The sequence below is a fragment of the Balneatrix alpica DSM 16621 genome, assembly GCF_000619885.1.
GTDB lineage: Bacteria > Pseudomonadota > Gammaproteobacteria > Pseudomonadales > Balneatricaceae > Balneatrix > Balneatrix alpica.
This window is the reverse complement of record NZ_KK211039.1, coordinates 509,883-532,192: the sequence shown is the minus strand read 5'-3', so window position 1 is coordinate 532,192 and position 22,310 is coordinate 509,883. Positions and strand designations below refer to the sequence as shown.

The 22,310-nt window shown below is 50.8% G+C and carries 17 protein-coding genes; 12 read left to right on the top strand and 5 right to left on the bottom strand.

Annotated features, from left to right (window positions below):
- The first annotated feature begins 15 nt into the window (after positions 1-15).
- The 3 genes from dapA (at position 16) to purC (ending at position 3,063) form a co-directional block, all read left to right on the top strand.
- Positions 16-894, top strand: coding sequence for a 4-hydroxy-tetrahydrodipicolinate synthase (gene dapA / locus Q334_RS0111805; RefSeq protein ID WP_027313391.1), 879 nt, complete (start codon positions 16-18; stop codon positions 892-894).
- A gap of 10 nt (positions 895-904) precedes the next feature.
- The gene (gene bamC, locus Q334_RS0111800) at positions 905-2,278 is read left to right on the top strand and encodes an outer membrane protein assembly factor BamC (RefSeq protein WP_027313390.1); all 1,374 of its coding nucleotides are present in this window, start codon (positions 905-907) and stop codon (positions 2,276-2,278) included.
- Positions 2,279-2,346: 68 nt separating this feature from the next.
- Complete coding sequence (gene purC / locus Q334_RS0111795; RefSeq protein WP_027313389.1) at positions 2,347-3,063, top strand: phosphoribosylaminoimidazolesuccinocarboxamide synthase; 717 nt, start codon at positions 2,347-2,349, stop codon at positions 3,061-3,063.
- Positions 3,064-3,177: 114 nt separating this feature from the next.
- On the opposite strand, the gene nhaB is transcribed toward purC, so the two are convergent.
- Positions 3,178-4,680, bottom strand: coding sequence for a sodium/proton antiporter NhaB (nhaB, locus tag Q334_RS0111790; RefSeq protein ID WP_027313388.1), 1,503 nt, complete (start codon positions 4,678-4,680; stop codon positions 3,178-3,180).
- A gap of 271 nt (positions 4,681-4,951) precedes the next feature.
- A complete protein-coding gene (locus tag Q334_RS0111785; RefSeq protein ID WP_035461372.1) occupies positions 4,952-5,740 on the bottom strand; it encodes a TSUP family transporter in 789 nt (262 codons plus the stop codon).
- 82 nt (positions 5,741-5,822) lie between these two features.
- On the opposite strand from Q334_RS0111785, the gene sohB reads away from it, so the two are divergent.
- The 3 genes from sohB to Q334_RS0111770 all read left to right on the top strand — a co-directional run bounded on the left by sohB (position 5,823) and on the right by Q334_RS0111770 (position 10,418).
- Entirely contained in the window at positions 5,823-6,857 is a 1,035-nt protein-coding gene (gene sohB / locus Q334_RS0111780; protein ID WP_027313386.1) for a protease SohB, read from the top strand.
- Positions 6,858-6,952: 95 nt separating this feature from the next.
- Positions 6,953-9,943 (top strand): PAS domain S-box protein, encoded by a 2,991-nt coding sequence (locus Q334_RS20080; protein ID WP_027313385.1) that lies wholly within the window; start codon positions 6,953-6,955, stop codon positions 9,941-9,943.
- The gene (locus Q334_RS0111770) at positions 9,936-10,418 is read left to right on the top strand and encodes a L,D-transpeptidase (RefSeq protein WP_027313384.1); all 483 of its coding nucleotides are present in this window, start codon (positions 9,936-9,938) and stop codon (positions 10,416-10,418) included. The genes Q334_RS20080 and Q334_RS0111770 overlap by 8 nt, the downstream gene beginning before the upstream one ends.
- Positions 10,419-10,420: 2 nt before the next feature.
- Here Q334_RS0111770 and Q334_RS0111765 read toward each other — a convergent pair whose 3' ends face one another.
- Positions 10,421-11,281 (bottom strand): prephenate dehydratase, encoded by an 861-nt coding sequence (locus Q334_RS0111765; protein ID WP_035461370.1) that lies wholly within the window; start codon positions 11,279-11,281, stop codon positions 10,421-10,423.
- A gap of 183 nt (positions 11,282-11,464) precedes the next feature.
- On the opposite strand from Q334_RS0111765, the gene Q334_RS0111760 reads away from it, so the two are divergent.
- From Q334_RS0111760 to Q334_RS20075, 3 genes are all read left to right on the top strand, one after another.
- Positions 11,465-12,379, top strand: coding sequence for a DMT family transporter (locus Q334_RS0111760; RefSeq protein ID WP_027313382.1), 915 nt, complete (start codon positions 11,465-11,467; stop codon positions 12,377-12,379).
- A gap of 7 nt (positions 12,380-12,386) precedes the next feature.
- Positions 12,387-13,055 carry a tRNA (guanosine(18)-2'-O)-methyltransferase TrmH gene (gene trmH, locus Q334_RS0111755; RefSeq protein WP_027313381.1) on the top strand — a complete coding sequence of 223 codons (669 nt, stop codon included), beginning with the start codon at positions 12,387-12,389 and terminating at the stop codon, positions 13,053-13,055.
- A gap of 250 nt (positions 13,056-13,305) precedes the next feature.
- Positions 13,306-13,872, top strand: a complete 567-nt coding sequence (locus Q334_RS20075) for an OmpA family protein (RefSeq protein ID WP_162157431.1) — start codon at positions 13,306-13,308, stop codon at positions 13,870-13,872.
- 99 nt (positions 13,873-13,971) lie between these two features.
- On the opposite strand, the gene Q334_RS0111745 is transcribed toward Q334_RS20075, so the two are convergent.
- Positions 13,972-14,523: a hypoxanthine-guanine phosphoribosyltransferase gene (locus tag Q334_RS0111745; RefSeq protein WP_027313380.1), complete on the bottom strand. Its 552-nt coding sequence runs from the start codon at positions 14,521-14,523 to the stop codon at positions 13,972-13,974.
- Between the two features lie 181 nt (positions 14,524-14,704).
- On the opposite strand from Q334_RS0111745, the gene upp reads away from it, so the two are divergent.
- The 3 genes from upp (at position 14,705) to Q334_RS0111730 (ending at position 18,657) form a co-directional block, all read left to right on the top strand.
- Positions 14,705-15,334: a uracil phosphoribosyltransferase gene (gene upp / locus Q334_RS0111740; RefSeq protein WP_027313379.1), complete on the top strand. Its 630-nt coding sequence runs from the start codon at positions 14,705-14,707 to the stop codon at positions 15,332-15,334.
- Between the two features lie 10 nt (positions 15,335-15,344).
- Positions 15,345-16,568: a uracil-xanthine permease family protein gene (locus Q334_RS0111735; protein WP_211249533.1), complete on the top strand. Its 1,224-nt coding sequence runs from the start codon at positions 15,345-15,347 to the stop codon at positions 16,566-16,568.
- Between the two features lie 199 nt (positions 16,569-16,767).
- Positions 16,768-18,657, top strand: coding sequence for a propionyl-CoA synthetase (locus Q334_RS0111730; protein WP_027313377.1), 1,890 nt, complete (start codon positions 16,768-16,770; stop codon positions 18,655-18,657).
- A gap of 81 nt (positions 18,658-18,738) precedes the next feature.
- On the opposite strand, the gene mfd is transcribed toward Q334_RS0111730, so the two are convergent.
- Positions 18,739-22,209 carry a transcription-repair coupling factor gene (gene mfd, locus Q334_RS0111725; protein WP_211249532.1) on the bottom strand — a complete coding sequence of 1,157 codons (3,471 nt, stop codon included), beginning with the start codon at positions 22,207-22,209 and terminating at the stop codon, positions 18,739-18,741.
- Positions 22,210-22,310 lie beyond the last annotated feature (101 nt).

Here is a 22,310-nt window from a genome sequence, read left to right as displayed (position 1 = left end):
GACACGGAGACTTTCATGATTACTGGTAGCCTTGTCGCCATGGTAACTCCCATGACGCGTACTGGAGCAATTGATTGGGCTGCCCTGGACAAGTTGGTCGATTTCCACTTGGACGGCGGAACGAATGCCATCGTTGCGGTAGGCACCACGGGGGAATCGGCTACTCTGGACCCCAAAGAGCATACAGAAGTGATTGCTCATGTAGTCAAACGTGTCGATAAACGTATTGCGGTAATCGCTGGCACTGGTGCTAATGCGACTCAGGAAGCGATTGAGCTCTCTAAGGCAGCAAAGGCGGTCGGGGCCGATAGTTGCTTATCTGTCACTCCCTACTACAACAAGCCGACTCAGGAGGGACTCTATCGTCATTACTGTGCCATTGCAGAGGCGGTAGAGATTGATCAGATTCTGTATAACGTTCCCAGTCGCACTGCTTGTGACCTGTTGCCAGAAACTGCTCTGCGCTTAGCGCGTGATGTACCTAATATTATTGGCCTGAAAGAGGCTACTGGTAATCTTGATCGGGCACGTTGGTTAGTTGAGCATGCCCCTCAAGGCTTTGCCCTTTACTCAGGTGATGATGCGACGGCGGTTGAGTTTATTCTGGCAGGGGGACATGGCGATATCTCCGTGACGGCCAATATCGCACCTCAGGTCATGGCTCAGGTCTGTGCTTTGGCGCTGGCAGGTAAAGCAGATGAGGCCCGGGCATTAAATGAGCGGTTAATGCCGTTGCATCAAAAGCTTTTTGTGGAAGCAAATCCCATCCCGGTAAAGTGGGCGTTAGAGCAAATGGGTTTGATTGAGTCAGGCATTCGCCTGCCTTTGACTGAATTGTCTGAACATCATCACGCGACAGTGTTAGATGCACTTAAACATGCTGGATTGGTATAAGGAGAGCGCTGTGCGTGTACGTCAAGGTTTGACACTTTCTTTGGTTGCGGCTCTTGTTTTATCCGGCTGCGGTTCATTGGGTGGAGATGAAAAAGCGCCAGCTAAAAAGCAGGGTGGCTTTTTCGACGATAAGCTAACCAAATACCAAAATGCTAAGACGCTGCCCCCATTACAAGTACCCGATCAGTTACAAGGGCAAACGGCAGAGTTTGTTTCTTTGTATCCAGTTGGTCAGGTTGATGAGGTAGGCTCTAAGAGTGAGCAGTACGCTAAAGCCCCGCGGCCCATGTTCTTCTATGCTGAAGTTGGTAATGAACACGTTTACATGGATCGTAATGCTGGAGAAAAGTTTATTTCCGTAGGAGAGCCTGCGGAGGTGGTTTGGCCGAAATTAATCCAGTTCTTTGATTATTCCGGTACCCGTTTAGTAGAGACCAATGCACAAATGGGAGTGTTGGAGACGGACTGGCTGGAAATGAATCGGGACGAGCCTGGTATTATTGACACCTTCCTGTCATATCTCTACCTGACTCAAGACAAGCGAACAGTTGATAAGTTGCGTATTAGCCTCATACCGGTTGAACAAAACCGGACTGAAGTGCGAGTGCAGCATACTGCTATCAACAAGGCGGACTTTGATAAGGGTAATTATCAGCTGGATTGGGCAGATCCCAATACTCAGGTCAGCTATAAAAACCGCATGATGTATGAGCTATTGAGTTATTTGAGCGAGGCTAAGGATGAGCAGTCAGCAGTAACATACTTGGCTCAGCAAAAGCGGAAAAACTATCAACGTGCCTTGATTGGTCAGAATGAGCGAGGATTCCCTGTTCTGCGTGTGCAAGGAGGGATGAACTCTGTTTGGCAGCAGGTAGAAAAGGCCTTGCAGGATGGCAAGTTTGATGTCGGTAGTAGTGATCCTGAATTGGGCCACTTCTATATGACGTATTCAACTCAATTGAAGTTTAAGAAGCCGAAGATGGGCTTTTTTGAGTGGTTGCACTCTGATCGCGGTCCGTTAAAGCTGGACACTGGTTTTATTTCGGAAGCTTTAGGCATTACTGAGACAGAGAAGAAAACAATCAAGTATTCCGGCTTGAGTGAGCCTATTGAGGATGTGAAAAACCCCTTGGCTTATAAAGAAGGCTTTAAGGTCTGGTTAGGCAATCGGGTTATCTTTGTTTTTGAGGATGATGGTGGTTTTACGGGTTTCTGGGATAAAGAAACAGGTGCTTATAAGCACACCGGCAAATATCAGCTACGCTTGTCGCGTACTCGTCAGGGAGTGTTGGTGACAGTGTTTACCGATGAGGATGTGTTGGCCGCACCTGAGGTAGCTGAAGAGTTATTGTGGAAGCTGCGACAGTTTATGGTCGAAGCTTGATTGCTAACAAAACCGCTCGTTTGAGCGGTTTTGTTTTCCAGTTGGTTTATTTTTTAGTGGTGATGTAAATGGAAAAACGTGAGCAGCTTTACGCGGGTAAGGCCAAGTCAGTCTTTACAACCGATGATCCTGATCACTTAATTTTGCTGTTCCGCAATGATACTTCTGCATTTGATGGTAAGAAGCTAGATCAGCTTGACCGCAAGGGTATGGTGAACAACAAGTTCAACGCTTTTATTATGGAAAAGCTACAAGCTGCCGGTATTCCGACCCATTTTGTGAAGCGCCTGTCGGATAATGAGAGCTTGGTCAAGCGTATGGAGATGATGCCGATTGAGTGCGTGGTGCGTAATCTAGCTGCGGGTGGATTATGTCGTCGCCTGGGCGTGGAAGAGGGGATTGAGCTGAATCCTCCTACCTTTGAGCTATTCCTGAAGAATGATGCTCTAGGTGATCCTATGATCAATGAGTCCTATGTAGAAACTTTTGGTTGGGCAAAGCCGGAGCAGCTAGCCAAGGCCAAAGAGTTGACCTTTGCCGTCAACACCGTTCTGAAGCAGTTGTTTGCTGATGCGGGGATTTTGTTGGTGGACTATAAGCTTGAGTTTGGCGTGTTCAAGGATGAAGTGATTCTGGGTGACGAGTTTAGTCCTGATGGTTGCCGTCTGTGGGATGCTGCTACTCGTAAGAAACTGGACAAGGATCGTTTCCGCCAGGGACTAGGGGATGTAGTAGAGGCATACGAGGAAGTGGGTAAGCGTTTAGGCATCAACTTTGATGCTTAATATTTATATCTGAATTGAGGGCAGGGCGAATCGTTCCCAGTTAGTTCATGTCAGATATCAGAAAATAAAACACCGGGCCTTGGCCCGGTGTTTTATTTTGCTCCGCTTGGAAGCTTAGAGAAATAGCTTAACTGCGGTAAAGCCAACCAGGCTCATAGTGATGGTATAAGGCAGTGCCATCACCACCATTTTGCCATAGGACAGGCGCACCAGAGGGGCAATGGCAGAGGTAAGCAGGAATAGGAAGGCTGCTTGACCATTCGGGGTAGCCACACTGGGGATGTTGGTGCCGGTATTAATAGCAATGGCGAGCTTATCGAAGTGCTCACGGCTGATCTCGCCGTTTTTGAGAGCTTCAGAGACTTCATTGATATAAACGGTAGCGACAAAGACATTGTCACTAATAGCAGATAACAAACCGTTAGCGACAAAGAAAATGGCGGGCTGGTTTTCACTCGGCTGTGCTAATACCCAGTGAATAATAGGTTGGAAAAGATGCTGGTCATGAATGATAGACACGATGGAAAAGAACACGACCAATAGGGCAGTAAAAGGTAAGGCTTCTTCAAAGGCTTTACCAATCTGGTGTTCTTCGGTGATGCCATTCATGGCAGTCAGTAGAATGATCACCATTAAACCGATTAAGCCAACGGCTGCCAGGTGGAAGGCAAGGCCGATAACTAGCAGGATGGCTACAACCACTTGCACTAAAAGGGTGACCTGATCGCGTTGGGAGCGCTTAGAGTCCTCAATGCGGGAAAACTCTTTCAAGATGGTGCGGACAGACTCAGGTAGCTTGGCGCCATAGCCAAAAGTGCCGGTCATTTCTAAAAGGATGCATGTGATTAGGCCAATGGCTAGAACAGGCATCGAAATAGGAGCCATCAGCACAAAAAATTGAATAAAGTCCCAACCGGCTTTATCGGCAATCAATAGGTTTTGCGGCTCACCAACCAAAGTACAGACACCGCCTAAAGCGGTGCCTACAGCACCGTGCATGAGCAGACTGCGTAAAAAGCTACGGAATTCCTCAAGGTCTTGGTGATGGGTATTGCCTACAGAAAGGTCATCCGAGTGGTCGTGGCTGTCGCTTACTTGTTTGCCTGAGGCGACTTTATGGTAAACCGCATAAAAGCCTACGCAGACACTGATCAGTACTGCGGTGACGGTTAAGGCATCCAAAAAGGCTGATAACAATGCAGAGGCGAGCGAAAACAGCAGTGAAAGCTGCAGTTTAGAGCGTACATTAAGCAGTATTTTGGTAAATACCGTCAGCAGCATCGACTTCATAAAGTAGATGCCAGCCACCATGAACATTAGTAACAAAATGACTTCAAGGTTGTTTGATACTTCATGGTAAACACTCTCGGGACTAGTCATGCCCAGGATAATGGCTTCAATCGCGAGAAGCCCTCCTGGCTGTAACGGGTAGCACTTCAATGCGAGTGCAAGGGTGAAAATAAACTCGAAAATCAGCACCCAGCCAGTCACCGCTGGACCAGCCAAAATCAACATGATGGGATTAAGAATTAAAAAGCCCAGAATCGCCTGTTTATACCAGACGGGAGAGTTGCCCAAGAAATTGCGGAAGAAGGCTTGGGAGAGAGTACCTGCCATTCAGTACCATTCCTATGCTTAGGAGAGGGACGGATCGGCCGTAAAGACCATAAAGCGATATGCTGCGCTATGGGTGCTTAGGTTGTCCCATGGGGGTTGCCAAAGAAGCGAAAGGCCGAATTGTCCACGTCTCCTCTGGTTAATTGTGTTTAGATGTTTCAGAGGGTAGCCAAGCCTAACAGGGTTGCCAGCTAATAGGAAGCACAGTGAAACAGCATTTTCTTGATCTACATAAAGATCACGGTGGCACCGTTTAACTAGGCTGGCAGTTCTAGCTAAACCATGCCTGCCACACTAGGCGAGCGCTGATAATCAGTACAACGCTAATAAATAGTGGGCGGATAAAAGGGGAACCAAAATGGATAGCCAGACGCGCGCCGAGATAAGAGCCGGTCATGATGGCGACACCGAGGCTGAAGCCCAAAAAGAGATGAACGTGACCTAGTAATAAGAACACCGCCAAAGAGACGATATTGCTAATGAAATTCATGCTCCTGGCAACGCCGGAGGCGTAAAGCATGGATAGTTTATATAGCCCCATACTGGAAACTACCCAAAACGAACCGGTTCCAGGCCCTGCAACACCATCATAAAAGCCGATACTTAAGCCTTGTAGGCGCTGATAGAGGGGGCGGCCAGGCGTCAATGGTGGCAGTTCTTGTTGTTTGGGTTGTTTCTTTTGCAGCAGGACGTACAGAGCGGTCAGGCAAACAATGATGGGTAACAGACGATCCAGCCAGGTAGCGTCTAGCCAATCTGCCATGAGCGTGCCGAGGATAGCGCCGATGAAGGTAAATAAGGCGGCTTGCCACCAAAATATCGGATTAAAAAAACCTCGGCGATAAAAGGTTAGACTGGCAGTGGCAGAGCCAAAACTGGCGGCTAGTTTATTGGTGCCTAGCGCCAGGTGAGGTGGTAATCCTGCGGTTAAAAGAGCGGGAATAGTCAGTAAGCCGCCGCCGCCGGCGATGGCATCGATGAAGCCAGCTGTAGCGGCAACAGCAAGGAGGACGGCAAAAGTTAGGGTGTCAATGGAGGGGGGGAGCAGTTCGACTAACATAGGTTCCTGGCTTGCTGGGGTAGGGGCGTGCGCATTAGTATGAGCCCCTCTAATTAAAGCTGTGTATTGAAGGGGAAATGGAGTGGAAGCACTAGTGGAGTACGGACTCTTTGTGGCAAAACTGGCCACCGTGCTGGTATTAGTGGCCCTTACGTTAGTGAGTATTATTCTAGGAGTAAAGGGGCAGCGCGGTGGACGCAAGGGGCAGCTAGAAATTCAGCATTTAAATCAACATTTTGAAGAGATCGCCACAGCGATAAAAGAACATATTCTGTCTCCTGAACAGCTAAAACTTGAGCGTAAAGAGCAGAAAAAGCGTGTAAAGAGTAAAGAAGAGCAGGCGAAACGTGCTGAGTCTAAGCGTATCTATGTTCTGGATTTTGTGGGGGATATGCGAGCTCATGCAGTAGATAAATTACGCGAAGAAATTACCGCAGTATTGAGTGTGGCGCGTGCGGGTGAAGATGAAGTGCTGTTGCGTTTAGAAAGTCCGGGTGGAGTGGTGCATGGTTATGGTTTGGCAGCAGCCCAGTTAATGCGTCTACGAGAGGCTGGTATCGCCGTGACTGTGGCGGTCGATAAAGTGGCAGCTAGTGGTGGTTATCTTATGGCTTGCGTGGCTGACCGTATTTTGGCAGCACCTTTTGCGATTATTGGTTCGATTGGCGTTGTGGCGCAGATCCCGAATATTCACCGTCTACTGAAAAAGAATGATATTGATGTTGAATTGCTTACTGCCGGTGAATACAAGCGAACGTTAACGGTCTTGGGTGAAAATACCGAAAAGGGTCGGGAGAAGTTCTTACAGGATTTAGAAGAAACTCATCGCCTGTTCAAGGAGCAGGTGCAGCAGTGTCGACCACAGTTGGAAATTGAGAAAGTGGCAACTGGTGAGGTGTGGTATGGCAGCCAAGCCTTGTCGCTAAATTTGGTGGACCAGCTGATGACCAGTGACCAGTGGGTACAGCAATCTTGCCAACACGCTCAGGTTTACTGGGTACGTTATCAGCAGCCGCGCAATTGGCAGGATAAGTTGGGAGTGGCTGCCACCGCGGTATTAGATGCAGTAGAGCGTAAATGGGGACAGTGGACGCGGATTGGGCGTGTATCTCATTAATACGCTTGTGTGCAGTGTGGGTAGTCTCTATTAGTTAGCCAGGGTGGGCGCAGGGCTGCGGCCTCGTCATACCAAGATACAAGGGTGCGGGTGTTATGCCGAAGTGGCGGTTAACCCTGGTAGAGAAGTGGTTGGTTGGCAGCTGGTTGCTGACCCTGCTGTTGCTTAGTGCACAGTTGGGCTGGCATATGACTGCGATGGTGCAATCTCGTCAGCTGGTGGTAGAGCGCCAGCTGCATATGCTTGAACAAACGCTACCGGGTTTGGTGAGGCCGTATCTGGCCCCTTTGCAGTTGGAACCTTTGCGCTTATCCCTTGAGCCTTACCTGAGTAGTCATGGTGGACTCATTCACTCGCTATCGATTATTAACCCTTTTGGGCGTGAGTTACTGAGTATTGGCGCGCAAAAAGAAACGCCTTATTTAAGTGCTGATCAGCATTTGCGTACTAGTGCTGATGGTCGTGTGATGTGGGCCATCTTAACTATGCCTGCTTTACCACCGGGACAAGGGCAAATCTTGCTCAATCTAGGGATTGAGCTGCAACCTTTTCTGTTCCAAGAGAGCATGATGTTATCGGCTGTTGTGCTGATCATTGTGTTAGGCGTGGTCTGCATTCCCTGGTTGTTACACAGTTGGCGAGCGCTGCAGCGACGTTTGCATCGCAAAACCCTTGGACTCTATCGTTATTGGAAACGTGGTGAGATTCATAGCTGGCGGCCAGATGCTACCTATACCTTTTCAGGTTTTGAACTTGAACGCTTTTTGCGCAATTACCATCGCTACTATGTGCGGGTGCGGGAGTTCTTTGATGCTTCACGAGAAGGCTTAATTATCATTGATGCGCAGGGTAGCTTTCGGCGTTGTAATGATATTGCTTTGGAGTTGATCGGAGTAGAAGATCGCCAACTGCTCAAAGGTCAGGGAGTGGTGCAGTGGTTTATTAACTTTGATAAGCCTTTTTATGATGTCGGCCTCTTTCAGCGTCAGATGCTGCAAGATATTCAGCAGCATCGATCATTCAGTTATGCCTGTCTTAGCCTCCATGTGGGAGCGGGTAGGCGTCGTTTAGTCGAGTTGCACTATACCCCCTTCTCCCATCCTTCTGAGTTTGAAGCAGGCATGTTTTCCTGTCGTGATATCACGGAGGAGCATGATATTCGCCAACGCCTGTTGTTAACGGCGAAGGTGTTCGAGAACACTCAGGAAGGCATCATGATTACCGATGCGCAAAATAAAATCCTGGCGGTAAACCGAGCCTTCACCACCATTACTGGTTATAGCGCTGAGGAAATTGAAGGGCAGTATCCTGGCAAGTTAAGTTCGGGGGTACACGGTCCACTGTTTTATCAGCGGATGTGGGATGAGCTGCATAGTAGTGGTCGTTGGCAGGGGCAGATTTGGAACAAGCGTAAAGACGGACGGGTATTCCCGGAGTGGTTATCCATCTGTGAAGTTCGCAATGACCAGAATGACGTTCAGCACTATGTGGCTGTTTTTAATGATATTTCTTTATTAGTGCGGCAAGAATCTGAAATTACCAATCACAACCGTTTGCTGCGTAACATCATGGATAACCTCAATGATGGGGTGTTGGTGTTAGATCTGTCGCGCACTATTTTGCAGGCCAATATGCACGTGTACCGCTTGCTAGGGATTGAGCCTGATGCAGAGCATTTACGTGATTGGCCATTGGGGCGCTTTCAGCCAATGGGGATCACCAGTCAGGAAACCCGTGAGCCGCTGAATATTGCGCTGGAAGAGAAGGTGCTCTGGGATCAGGAGTATCTGTTTGAGCGGGATGACCAAACCTACTACCTGACGATTAACGCCAAGCCTCTGTATGACAACGAAGGGGTACACATGGGGGCGCTTATCGTTTTGAAAGATATTAGTCAAACTAAGCTGGCGCAGAATAAGTTATTGCAAGCAGTTGAGGAGGCAGAGCAGGCAACGCAGGCCAAGTCAGAGTTTTTGGCCAGTATGAGTCATGAAATCCGTACGCCGATGAATGGCATTATTGGTGTTGCTGATATTCTAACTGAGTCCCCTGAACTGAGTGAGGATGATCGCCAGTTAGTGCAGATTATTCAGTCATCCGGTGAATTGCTGCTTGCCATCGTCAATGATGTTTTAGATTTCAGTAAGCTAGAGGCTGGTAAGCTCAGGCTGGTACATGAACCCTTTGGTCTGGGTGAGTTGGTGCAGGCATCTGTACAGGTAGTGAGTAAGCAGGTACAGGATAAAGGGCTGCAGTTGGTATTGGACTATGAGGAGACTGCCCAGGACTGGGTTATAGGCGATCTACAACGCTGTCGGCAGATATTGGTTAATTTGCTGGGTAATGCGGTCAAATTTACCGACCGAGGGCATATTTATTTGTATGTCGAACGGGTGCGCAAGCTCGGCCAGGTAGCCTGGTATCGTTTTACTGTAGAGGATACCGGACAGGGTATTGAAGCGAACTTTCTGCCGCAGTTATTTGAGCGGTTTAGCCAGGCCGATAGCTCCTCCACACGTCGCTATGGTGGGACAGGTTTGGGGCTAGCTATTTGTCGCAAGCTAGTAGAGCGCATGGGGGGCTATATCGATGTGGAAAGCGCTCTTGGGCGTGGCAGCACATTTTGGTTTGAATTACCTCTCCCCTTACAGCTAGAGCATAGTGAACAGCCCTTGATGCCTCAGGTGGATGCCTTTAGTCGGGCATACCGTATCTTGGTGGCGGAAGATAATGGGGTTAATCAAACCGTGATAGCCCATATGTTGGAGAGGATGGGGCTGGAAGTACAGATAGCAGCCAATGGCGAGGAAGTAATTGACATGTGGTTGCAAGGGCAGTTTGACTTGATTCTGATGGACTGGCGTATGCCGGTTATGGATGGGCTGGAAGCAACCAGACGAATTCGCCAGTTGGAGCGGGAGCGTCATAAACCATCGATACGTATTATCGCTTTGACGGCCAACACCTCACATGAGGATAAGGTGATGTGCTTAGAGCAAGGTATGGACGATTTCTTGGCCAAGCCTGTTAAGTTTGAGCAGCTAAAACAGATGCTTTATCAACACCTAGAGGCAGAGCATGTCTAGCCTGCGTATAGAAGTCAGTATTGCATCACAGCAGTTATCGCTATTGGGATTAGCGCAACCTTGGGTTGTGCCTTGTTCAACTGCAGTTAAGGGGGCGGGGGAGTGTTATGGCAGTGGCTGTACCCCGCGGGGGCGGCACTGGATTCGGGCTAAAATTGGTGCAGGTTTGGCAGAAAATGCCGTCTTGGTGGGGCGACGCCCAACAGGGGAAATCTATTCCCCGCAATTAGCCGCTGCACAGCCGCAGCGGGACTGGATACTAACCCGCATCCTTTGGTTGTGTGGTGCAGAACCCGGTATTAACCGGCTTGGACAAGTGGATACCATGCGCCGCTATATATACATTCATGGAACGCCGGATACAGAACCCATGGGTGTCCCTCTGTCCCATGGCTGTATCCGTTTGCGGAATGCCGATGTTATGCGCCTTTTTGAGCTGGTTGAAGTAGGCACGCCAGTACTGATTCGGGAGTAGCGTTAGTCCACTAGGGCATGTAAGCGCCGGTAAGCATGGGCTTCGTAGCAGCCCAGAATTCGCATGTCTTTGGCAAAGAAACCGAGTTCTTGTAGGGCAAGCTGCATGTTGTGTTCTTCGGTGTGGGCGGCGATATCAATATGGAATTGGCTCACATTGAGTGTGCCGCCAGTCATGTAGCTTTCTAATTTGATCAGGTTAACCCCATTAGTAGCAAAGCCGCCTAATGCCTTGTAGAGCGCTGCAGGGATATTGCGTACGGTAAATAAAATGGAGGTGATATACGCTTTGCTAGGGTCGAAGGTGGGAGTGTGATTATCTTTGGAAAGAATCAAAAAGCGTGTGGTATTGCCCTGCATATCCTGAAAATTTTCCTGCAGGATCTCGAGTCCATAGAGCTCGGCTGCCAGACGTGAAGCAATTGCCGCATGCTGATGATCAGTGCGTTGGCTGACCTCCAATGCCGCACCAGCAGTATCCAGCTTAGCAATGCTCGCCAACCCTAAGGCTTTAATATGCTGGTCACATTGGGCGAGTGCTTGTGGGTGAGAGCAGACAAATTTGAGGTCAGTCAGCTGCGTACCTGGTCGTACTAATAAACAGTGATTAACCGGCTCAAAATGTTCACCGACAATATGTAAAGAGGTACGGGGCATTTGTCGGTAAATCTCTTCCACGCGACCAGCTGTAGAGTTTTCCAGCGGAATCATGGCTAATGCCGCTTCACTGTTTTCGACTTTTTCCATGGCTGCGACAAAAGAGGAGCAGGCTAGTGCAGGCATATCGGGAAACACTTGGCGGCAAGCTAAGTGGGAATAAGCACCTTCATGGCCCTGATAAGCAATGACAGAGGGAGTCGACATAACACGCACCAAACCTTGGCAAAAAGACTTTTTACGCAGCAAGGCACGACAGGCTGTGGCATACTGCCCGCCGCCAAAGGCTGCTCGGGTTTTGCATCATAGCAGAGACTGGACGGAAAGGCGTATTGGGGTAGGTTATTCAGTTGTAAGGATCTATGCGGCTAACTGCAGGACACTAAATTAGTGAATACACGTCTTTCGTCATGGTCGTTGCTAGCTTTGCTGGTGGCAATGATTCTTTGGGCCAGCTCCTTCATTGCTTTGAAATATGCTTTTCAACGTTTTGATCCCTATTGGGTGATTTGGGGCAGGATGTTAGTGGCTGCACTCTGTATTTTGCCATTTCTGCCTTGGTTAGTACGACAAGTACAGTACCAATCCGGTGACTGGCTTTATCTATTGGGTATGAGTGCCTGTGAGCCCTGCTTTTATTTTTTGTTTGAGGCGACTGCCCTTAAAAATACGACGGCTGCGCAAGCGGGTATGATTACGGCATTGCTACCTTTGTTAGTGGCGGTAGGGGCTGCATTCGTCTTGCGTGAGCAGATAAGGAGACAAGCCTATGTTGGCTTTGCTGTGGCGATGTTGGGTGTGGTTTGGCTTAGTTTGATATCGGGGCAAGGCGACGAGTATGCTCCCCATCCTGCTTGGGGTAATTTTTTGGAATTGATGGCCATGGTGTGCGCGGCGACGTATACGCTGCTGTTAAAATACCTCACCCAGCGTTACTCGCCCTGGAGTTTAACTGCCTTGCAGGTACTGGTAGGGAGTCTATTTTTTATGCCTTTAGCGCTTTGGCAAGCGACCCCTTTACCGACCAACTTACCACTTTTGCCCAGTATGGCAGTGGTGTATCTAGGCATCGCAGTCACTTTAGGTGCGTATGGCTTGTATAATTTTGCCGTAAGTCAGGTGCCTGCATCTCAAGCCAGTGCTTTTATTAATTTGATTCCAGTATTAACTCTGGTAATGGCTTGGGTGTTATTGGGAGAGCGTTTGAGCTTGGTTCAGATACTCGCCTGTGTAGTGGTTTTGACTGGATTATTTATTAGTCAGATGCCAAGGCTAAAATGGCATCAAATATTGATAAAGGTATAGCTTTTCTATGACTCCTGAACGTATGGCCAAAATAAAGACTGTATTGGCCAGGCGCCAGCCAGACTTAACGTTACTCACTGATCAGGTACATAAACCACGTAATATAGCGGCATTGGTTAGGACCTGCGATGCAGTAGGAATAGGCCGTATGCATGCAGTACAGCCTCAGAAAAGTTATCGACCCTTTAATGGTACGGCCAAGGGCAGCCAGCAATGGGTAGAGGTGCAGATGCATGAATCGGTGGAGCATGGCGTGCAACATCTCAAAGAACAAGGGTTTGCTGTCGTGGCGGCGCATTGGTCAGAGCGCGCTCAGGATTACCGGGAGTGGGATTTTTGTCAGCCAACGGCTCTGCTGTTGGGAGCAGAAAGAATGGGAGTAAGTGACTGGGCTGCAGAGCAGGCCGATGCGCATTTGGTTGTACCCATGATGGGAATGGTTTCTTCCCTTAATGTGTCTGTAGCGGCAGGAATTATTTTGCAGGAAGCGCAAACCCAGCGTTGGCGTAATGGTTTATATGAACAAATGCGCTTATCTGATTCTGAGTTTGAGCGGTTGTTTTTTGAATGGGCGCATCCTAGAGTGGCCGCTTCTTATAAAAAAATGGGTTTGCCCTATCCAGAATTAGATGCAGAGGGCGATATAGTCCCTCATCCTTTACCTGCTAATGGATAAAAACTTGCGCCATTATGCGCATTTATAGGGTTAAAGCTCTGCTTTTTCCGTTTGTAATTTGAACGCTTTGCACTACACTGCATGCAGACAGCATTGTGGGGTGCGAGCTTAAGCTGCTATCATTATGCCACCTTAATAATGATGGTTTTGGAGGCCTCCACGCCCCAGGTCCTGACAATGTCAGGTTGTGGTGCGCTGCGACGGTAAATATTTTAAGGAACTAAAAACGAGGTTAGCCATGAAAAAAACCGTGACTGTACTTGCGCTGGCTATGGCTGCAAGCGGTTTTGCTTTCGCGACTCCGGATACGCACTCTTACTGGGTTGATTCCAAGGGCGTGGTAGTTAAGGACGGCTCCGGTGCCTGTCTGCGTACTAGTCAGTGGAAAGCTGAAGATATCTCCGTATGTACCGGTGAAAAGCCTGCAGAGCCTGCTCCTGTAGTTGCTGAGCCTGTATATCAGAACGTAGAACAGTCTCTGACTGTATACTTCCCGCACAACGTAGCGACTCTGTCTGAAGCCAATCAGGCTCGTCTGGCTGAGTTCGTTGGTAACGTGAACAGCACTTTCAACAGCGTTGAGGGTGTTGCGGTAGCTGGTCACGCTAGCTCCCCCGGTTCTGACGGCTATAACCTGCGTCTGTCTCAGAAGCGTGCTAACAACGTTGTTAGCTCTCTGAACAGCCTGGGTGTATCTAACGCCGCTGTTAACGCTTACGGTGAAACCGATCTGGTATTCGATGCGAATGGCAAAGAAGACCAAGAGCGTAGCCGCCGCGTAGTAGTTGACGTGGTAGGTAAGAAGAAAGTTAACTAATACAGGTTAACTGTGGAGGGGTAAGCTGATTGCCTCTCCTTTCTAACTAATAAAAAAGGAGCTTTTCAGCTCCTTTTTTATTGCGTGTAAATTGGCTTTTTAGTGGCCGCGTACAGCATAGATTGCATTTAGATTGCGGAAGTAGCCTTGGTAATCCATGCCACAGCCGTACAGGAATCTATCTTCCACTTCGACACCGATAAAGTCTGGTTGGAAATCAACTTTTCGGTTGTGTAGCTTGTTAATTAGGGTGGCAGTATAAACTTTTGCGGCGCCGCCGTTGGACAGGGTGTTGTAAATAGCCTGCAGGGTATGCCCTTCATCAAAGATATCATCAATGATCAGTACATGGCGTCCGGCAATTTCACTGGCTGGTCGTACCCGCCATTCAATTTCTCCCCCCTTTAGTGCCATGCCATAACGGGTGGCGTGGATGTAATCAATTTCCAGCGGAAAATCCATCCGGTTTAAAAGTTGTCCGGTAGGGACTAAGCCTCCACGCATAACGCAGAGTACCAGAGGGGTTTTGTCGGCAAGCACTTCGCTGATGGCTTCTGCCATGTTGTCATAGGCTTGGCTGATTTCTTCGGAGGAAACGAGGCAGTCGGCCTGGGCGTGAATGGCCATCGCCTCCGCGGCGGAAATGCTCATAGGTAAGCCCTTTGTGTGTCCTAATAAAATAAAGGCTGCCAGGCAGCCTTCATAATTAAGCGAGCGATTATAACTAAAATGATCTGATCGGACTAGATGTGGATATATACACGTACTCCCTCGCCAGAAAAGCGTCTATACTGCGCGGTTAATTTTATGCCGTTAAAAGTTGGGAGTGCTTATGGCTATTCACGAAATTACTCATCCTCTGGTTCGTCACAAGATTGGTTTGATGCGTAAGGAGGGAATCAGTACCAAGCATTTCCGCGAGCTTTGCAGTGAGATTGGCACGCTGCTGACTTATGAAGCGACTCGTAACCTGGACACTGAACGGGTTGAAATTGAGGCCTGGAACGGGGTGAAGTTACAGGTCGAGAATATTAAAGGGAAGAAGATCACCATTGTGCCCATTTTGCGTGCAGGTTTGGGTATGTTGGATGGTGTATTACAGCTTATTCCTAATGCCAAGGTCAGTGTGGTGGGTTTGTATCGCGATGAGGAAACTCTGGAGCCCGTACCTTACTTTGACAAGGTGGTCAGTGACATTGACGAGCGTACGGCGCTGATTGTTGACCCTATGCTGGCAACGGGTGGCACCTTGGTAGCGACCATTGATCTGCTTAAGGCCAAGGGTTGTACCCACATCATGGGGCTATTTTTGGTTGCCTGCCCAGAAGGGGTGGCCAAGTTGCAGGCTCACCATCCGGATGTTGATATCTATGTTGCTTCTATGGATGAGCGCTTAAATGAAAAGGGCTACATCTTACCGGGTCTGGGGGATGCCGGTGACAAAATTTTTGGCACCAAGTAAGGGCGGATTAATGAACGAGATGTCTGTGTTGAAAACCGCCGTTGTAGGTGCCCAGATGCTTTTTGTGGCCTTTGGTGCGCTGGTGTTGGTGCCTTTGTTGACTGGTTTGGATCCAAACGTGGCCTTGTTTACCGCCGGAGCGGGAACCTTGGCGTTTCAATGGATCACTGGCCGTCAGGTTCCTATATTTCTCGCCTCTTCTTTTGCCTTTATTCCAGCCATTATTCATGGTGTAGGAACTTGGGGGATTGCCCAAACGCTATCCGGATTAGTGGCGGCGGGCCTGTTTTATATGTTGCTGAGTGCGCTGGTGGCCTGGCGTGGCGCAGGTTTTATTCAGCGCTTATTGCCGCCGGTAGTGGTGGGGCCGGTCATTATTGTGATCGGTTTGAGTCTGGCTCCTGTGGCAGTCAATATGGCGCAGGGCAAAAGTGGTGATGGCGCCTTGCAGCTGGTGCCACTGGCGGATGCGCTCTTTATCTCAATGACCGCGTTGATGGCGACCGTGGTGGTGTCGGTTTGGGCGCGAGGTCTGCTGCGTTTGTTGCCGATCTTGGCTGGTCTACTGGTAGGGGTTGTCATGTCCCTGCTGTTAGGGCACATGAGCTTTGATAAGGTAGGGGAGGCCGCTTGGTTGGCAATGCCTGCTTTTGTGGCGCCTGAGTTTAGTTGGGCGGCGATACTCTTTATCGTGCCAATCGCCATTGCCCCAGCGGTGGAGCATATCGGTGATATGGTGGCGATTTCTCAGGTGGCGGGGAAAGACTTTGTACAAAAGCCGGGCCTGAAGCGTACCTTGCTTGGGGATGGCGTGGCTACGGCGTTGGCTGGCTTTTTGGGTGGCCCGCCCAATACCACTTATTCTGAAGTAACGGGGGCGGTTGCCCTGACCAAGGCGTTTAACCCTGCCATCATGACCTGGGCTGCTGTATTTGCCATTGTGTTGTCCTTTTGCGGTAAGTCAGGCGCGCTTTTGGCTTCTATTCCGGTGCCGGTGATGGGGGGCATTATGACCCTGTTGTTTGGTGCTATTGCTGCGGTGGGGATGAATACGTTGGTCAAAGCCGGTCATGATTTGGCCCAGCCCCGTAATTTGGTGATTGTGGCATTGACGCTGGTGTTCGGTATTGGTGGTATGCAGTTTAACCTGGGGGAGTTTGCCCTGCAGGGGATAGCGCTCTGTGCATTGTTGGCAATCTTGCTGAATCTGCTCTTGCCTAAAACTGAAAGTTGATTGTTTTTTGATCTTTTTTGCAGGGGAGCTTAGCTCCCCTTTTTTATTGTCAACAATTTACCTTGTGGGGGTTAGACATAGGTCGCAAATTCGGCTTTGGTCTTAGTGGTTGTATGGCCTTAATCCAGTATGGTGACAAGGATGAATGGTCAACTGTCAACAATCCTATAAATGACCATCGATGCGAGGAGGATGACCTATGGGTTACCAGGCAGACTATCAAGAATCTATTCAGGCCCCTGGTCAGTTTTGGGCCAAGCAGGCAGCGAAACTGGCATGGCATAAAGCGCCAACCCAGATTCTGGGCAAAGACGAAAATGGCATTGATCGTTGGTTTGTTGATGGTGAGCTGAACACTTGTTACTTGGCACTGGATTACCATGTAGAGCAAGGGCGAGGTGAGCAAATTGCCCTCTACTATGATTCTCCAGTGACGGGGGTAAAGCAGGCGATTAGCTACCGTGAACTGCTCGATAGGGTAGGTCGCTTTGCTGGTGTGTTACAGAGCAAGGGGGTCAATAAAGGGGATCGGGTGGTGATTTATATGCCGATGATTCCTGAAGCGGCCATTGCGATGTTGGCTTGTGCCCGTTTGGGGGCTATTCACTCGGTGGTGTTTGGTGGCTTTGCCCCAAGTGAGTTGGCGGTACGGATAGAAGATGCGCGTCCTAAGGTGGTGCTAACGGCCTCCTGTGGCATCGAAGTGAATAAGCAGATTGCCTATAAGCCTCTGCTGGATAAGGCGCTGCAGCTTTCTTTTCATCAGCCTGAGGCGGTGATTCTGTATCAGCGCCCACAACTGGAGGCTGATTTACAACCTGGGCGTGATTTTGACTGGCAGGCAGAGGAAGACAATGCGCAGGCGGTGTCCTGGGTGCCGGTTGCGGCGACGGATCCACTGTACATTCTGTATACCTCCGGCACCACCGGCAAACCCAAGGGCGTAGTGCGGGATAACGGTGGTCATGCAGTAGCGATGAAATACAGCATGGAGTCAGTCTACAACCAGCGCCCTGGTGATGTATTTTGGGCGGCCTCAGATGTGGGGTGGGTGGTGGGTCACTCCTATATTGTGTACGCCCCTTTGATTCAGGGTTGCAGCAGTGTGTTTTATGAAGGCAAGCCGGTAAAAACGCCGGATGCGGGGGCTTTTTGGCGGGTGTGCGCCGAGTACGGGGTGCGGGCATTATTTGCGGCGCCAACGGCTTTTCGAGCCATCCGTAAAGAGGATCCACAGGCGGCACTGCTACAGCACTATGATTTAACTAAGCTGGAATACGTGTTTATGGCCGGTGAGCGCTTGGACCCCCCTACCTACGAGTGGACTACGGAAAAGTTACAGCGCCCGGTAATTGATCATTGGTGGCAAACCGAGACGGGATGGGCAATTGCTGCCAACCTGATGGGGGTTGAGCCTATGCCCGTGAAGCCTGGTTCGGCGACGGTGCCGGTACCGGGGTTTGATGTACAGATTCTTGATTCTCGCGGCCAACCTGTGGCCCCAAATGAGCAGGGCAGTGTAGCTATTCGCTTGCCCTTGCCACCAGGCTGCTTACCCACTGTGTGGGGGGATTTTGAGCGTTATCGTAGTGGCTATCTCAATGTTTACCCAGGCTATTATGTGACTGGTGATGGTGGCTACCGGGATGAAGAGGGCTATGTATTCATCATGGGGCGTACCGATGATGTGATCAATGTGGCTGGTCATCGTTTGTCTACCGGGGAGATGGAGGAGGTAGTGGCCAGCCATCCGGCGGTGGCGGAATGCGCGGTAATTGGTATTCAAGAAAGTCTGAAGGGGCAGGAGCCGGTTGGGTTAGTTCTATTAAAAGACGGGGTTGAAGTGGAGGAAGCGGCTTTAGAGCAAGAATTGGTCGCCATGGTACGGGAGCGCATTGGCGCCATTGCCTGCTTCAAGCGTGTGCTGGTGGTGAAACGCTTGCCTAAGACCCGTTCGGGTAAAATTTTGCGCCGTATCCTACGTCAGATGGCGGACGGGGAGAGCTATACTGTGCCTTCCACTATTGATGATCCTGCAAGCTTGCCTGAGATTGAGGAGCTAATGCGTCAGCGAGGCTTTTCAATCTAAGAATGCAACCTAAGAACTCAGTATCGCGAGCGAAGCCAGGGCAGGAGTGCCCTGGCTTGCTGCGTTAATGTGGGCCCACAGTTAAGCCTGACTTTGCAGGCTCTCCACTAAGCCTTCCACCGCATCGAAACGGCGGGCGGCGGTATCCATCGGTAGCTCAAAGCGTAGCTTTTGTGGCCCTTGCAGTTTGTAACGTTGAGGTTGGCGTTGCACCAAGGTCACCAATTTGAAGGGGTCAACCTGAGTGCTGGCGCCAAACTCCAGTATTCCCTGCTGTGGGCCGGCCTCGATTTTGTCGATACCCAGCTGTTCGGCTTTCAGTTTTAGACTTGTGAGACGGAACAGATGCTTAGTCGGCTCCGGTAGCAGGCCAAAGCGGTCGATCATTTCCACTTGCAGCTCGCGCAGGGCCTCATCATCGGCGGCGCTGGCAATGCGCTTATACAGAATCAAGCGGGTATTGACGTCGGGCAAATAGTCTTCGGGGATGAGTGCGGCTACTCGTAAATTGACGTCACTACTGGGGGCCAGTGGGCGTTCCAGATCAAAGCTCTTGCCTTGTTTGATGGCTTTGATCGCACGTTCCAGCATTTCCATATAAAGGCTGAAGCCTATGGTATGGATTTGCCCACTTTGCTCCTCGCCGAGCAGTTCGCCAGCGCCACGGATTTCCAGGTCATGGGTCGCCAGAGTAAAGCCTGCCCCCAAGTGATCGGCAGAGCTGATGGCTTCCAGGCGCTTCTGCGCATCCGGAGTCAGGCTGCGCCAGGGGGGGGTGAGCAGATAGGCATAGGCCTGATGATGAGAGCGTCCGACCCGGCCCCGTAGCTGATGGAGCTGAGCGAGGCCAAACTTGTCGGCTCGATCAATAATGATAGTGTTGGCGTTGGGAACATCAATGCCGGTTTCGATAATGGTGGTGCACACCAGTACATTGAAGCGGCGGTGATAGAAGTCCGACATCACCTGTTCCAGTTCACGTTCGCGCATTTGGCCATGCCCCACGGCGACCCGTGCCTCCGGTACCCATTCGCGGATTTTGGCGGCGACCTGCTCAATGTCTTTGACTTCGTTATGCAGGTAGTAGACCTGGCCACCCCTTAGCAATTCACGTAGCAAGGCCTCTTTGATCATGCGCTCGTCCTGCTCACGGACAAAGGTTTTGATCGACAGACGCTTGGCTGGCGGTGTCGCAATAATGGAGAGGTCGCGCAGGCCGGACATCGCCATATTCAGGGTGCGGGGAATCGGTGTCGCAGTCAGGTTGAGGATATCGACATTGGTTTTCAGGCTCTTTAGCCGCTCTTTCTGCTGCACGCCAAAGCGGTGTTCCTCATCGATGATGACCAGTCCTAGGTCTTTGAAGCGCACATCTTGCTGGAGCACTTTATGGGTGCCGACCAGGATATCGACCTTGCCTTCGGTGACGGCCTGCAGGGTAGCTTCACTCTGCTTGCCGGTACGGAAACGGGACAGCACCTCAATTCTTACCGGCCAGTCGGCAAAGCGGTCGCGAAAGCTTTCGTAGTGCTGTTGCGCCAACAGGGTGGTGGGAACCAATACCGCAACCTGCTTACCATTTTGGACGGCGATAAAGGCGGCACGCATGGCGACTTCGGTTTTACCAAAGCCCACATCACCGCACACCAAGCGGTCCATGGGGGTGCTGGCGGCCATGTCCTGGCGAACGGCCTCAATGGCTGTCTGCTGGTCGGCGGTTTCTTCAAAGGGGAAGGCGGCAGCAAATTGGGCGTAGTCTTCATCCTTACTGGTAAAAGCAAAACCTTTGCGGGCGGCGCGACGAGCATATACATCCAAGAGTTCGGCTGCGGTATCCCGTACTTTTTCGGCGGCCTTGCGTTTGGCTTTTTGCCAGCTGTCACTGCCGAGTTTATGCAGGGGCGCCAGCTCCTCGCTGGCACCGGTGTAGCGACTGATTAGTTGCAGCGCCGCCACCGGGACGTAGAGCTTGGCTTCATCGGCGTATTCCAGCATCAGAAACTCGGCCTGTTGCCCTTCCACTTCCAGGGTAACCAGGCCCTGATAGCGGCCAACACCGTGATCGAGGTGCACCACTGGTGCGCCAGGGCTGAGCTCGGTCAGGCTGCGGATGACCTGTTCATTGCTGTCATCACGCTGACGTTGGCGCCGCCGGCTCTGGCGCACCTGTAAACCAAAGAGCTGGTTTTCACTCAGAATGGCCAGTTGCTGTTGCGGTAACAGGCAGCCTTGCTGCAAGGGGGCGATGCTGAGATACAGGCCTGGCGGTTGCTGGGCCAGGGCGTGCCAGTTGTCGAGCAGAGTAAAACTCAGTTTGGCTTTTTGCAGATGCTCTAGCAGGGCTTCGCGCCGACCATTGCTCTCAGCGCAGAGCAGGATGTGCCAACCTGAATGCTGTTGGACAAACTGTTGCAAGGCACGGTAGGGCTGCTCCTGGCGGGCGTCAATGGTTAAGGCCGGTGGCAGGCTGCTGGCGAGATTGATGCGACCGGCTTTTTCCGGTTGGGGATCGCTATCCAGCAGTAATCCCGGTAATTGATTGAGCGCCTGGTTCAGCTCATTAGGACGTAAAAAAAGCTCCTCAGGACTGAGAATGGGGTGACGAATATCGTGTCCCAATTCCTGGTGACGGTTTTGAATGTCCTGCCATAGCTGGTTCAGGCGGGGCTGCAAGCCGGCAAAGTGGGCGAGGAGAACCTGCTTAGGTAAAAAGTCGAACAGGGTGCTGGTGGCTTTAAAAAACAGCGGCAAGTAGTACTCGATACCAGCGGGGGCAATGCCATGACTGACATCCTCATAGATGCTGCACTGGCGTGGATCGACGTCGAAACGTTCACGAAAACGCTGGCGGAAGAAGCTGATACTGGCTTCATCCAGTGGGCATTCCCGTGCGGGTAACAGCTTGACCTGAGGCAGGGTGTTGAGGGTGCGCTGGCTCTGCGGGTCAAAGGTGCGCAGGGTTTCGACCTCATCATCAAAGAGTTCAATTCGCAGTGGCAAGGGGCTGCCCATCGGGAAAATATCCATGATGGCACCACGCACCGCGTATTCACCATGTTCATAGACGGTGTCAACGGCACGGTATCCCGCTTGCTCCAGGCGTTGGCGATAACGGTGGGGGTCAAAGCGTTGACCGACTTTCACCTCCAGGCTGAAAGCATCCAGGTAACTCAGTGGGGGGAGTCGCTGCAACAGGGTGCTAAGGGGCAGAATCAGGTAGCCCCATTGGGTGTGCGGCAGCTGATGCAGGGTATGTAAACGCTGGGAGGTGATGTCCTGGTGAGGGGAGAAACGGTCATAGGGCAGGGTTTCCCAATCGGGAAAGCTCAACGGACGTAAGCCCTGTTCAATTTCGCTGGCCAGCAGGTAGTGGAGTTCCTCTTCTAGCTCCTGAGCCTGAGAGGATGTCAGCGTCAGAACGATCAATAACCCCTGATATTGACGCAGGGTTTGCGCCAGCAGCCAGGCCGAGGCGCTTCCTTGGAGTTGGCCAAAAAAACGGATATCGCCAGGGTGTTTGGGCAGGTTTAGCGCGATGGTTGAGCTACTCACAGCGTGCCTATGTCCTTGTCACTTGAACGGGATGAGGGGCAGTCTAGCCCGCCGTGCGCCATCTTACCCTATGTTGAGAGCGGCTGCAGTCAGCGGCTTAG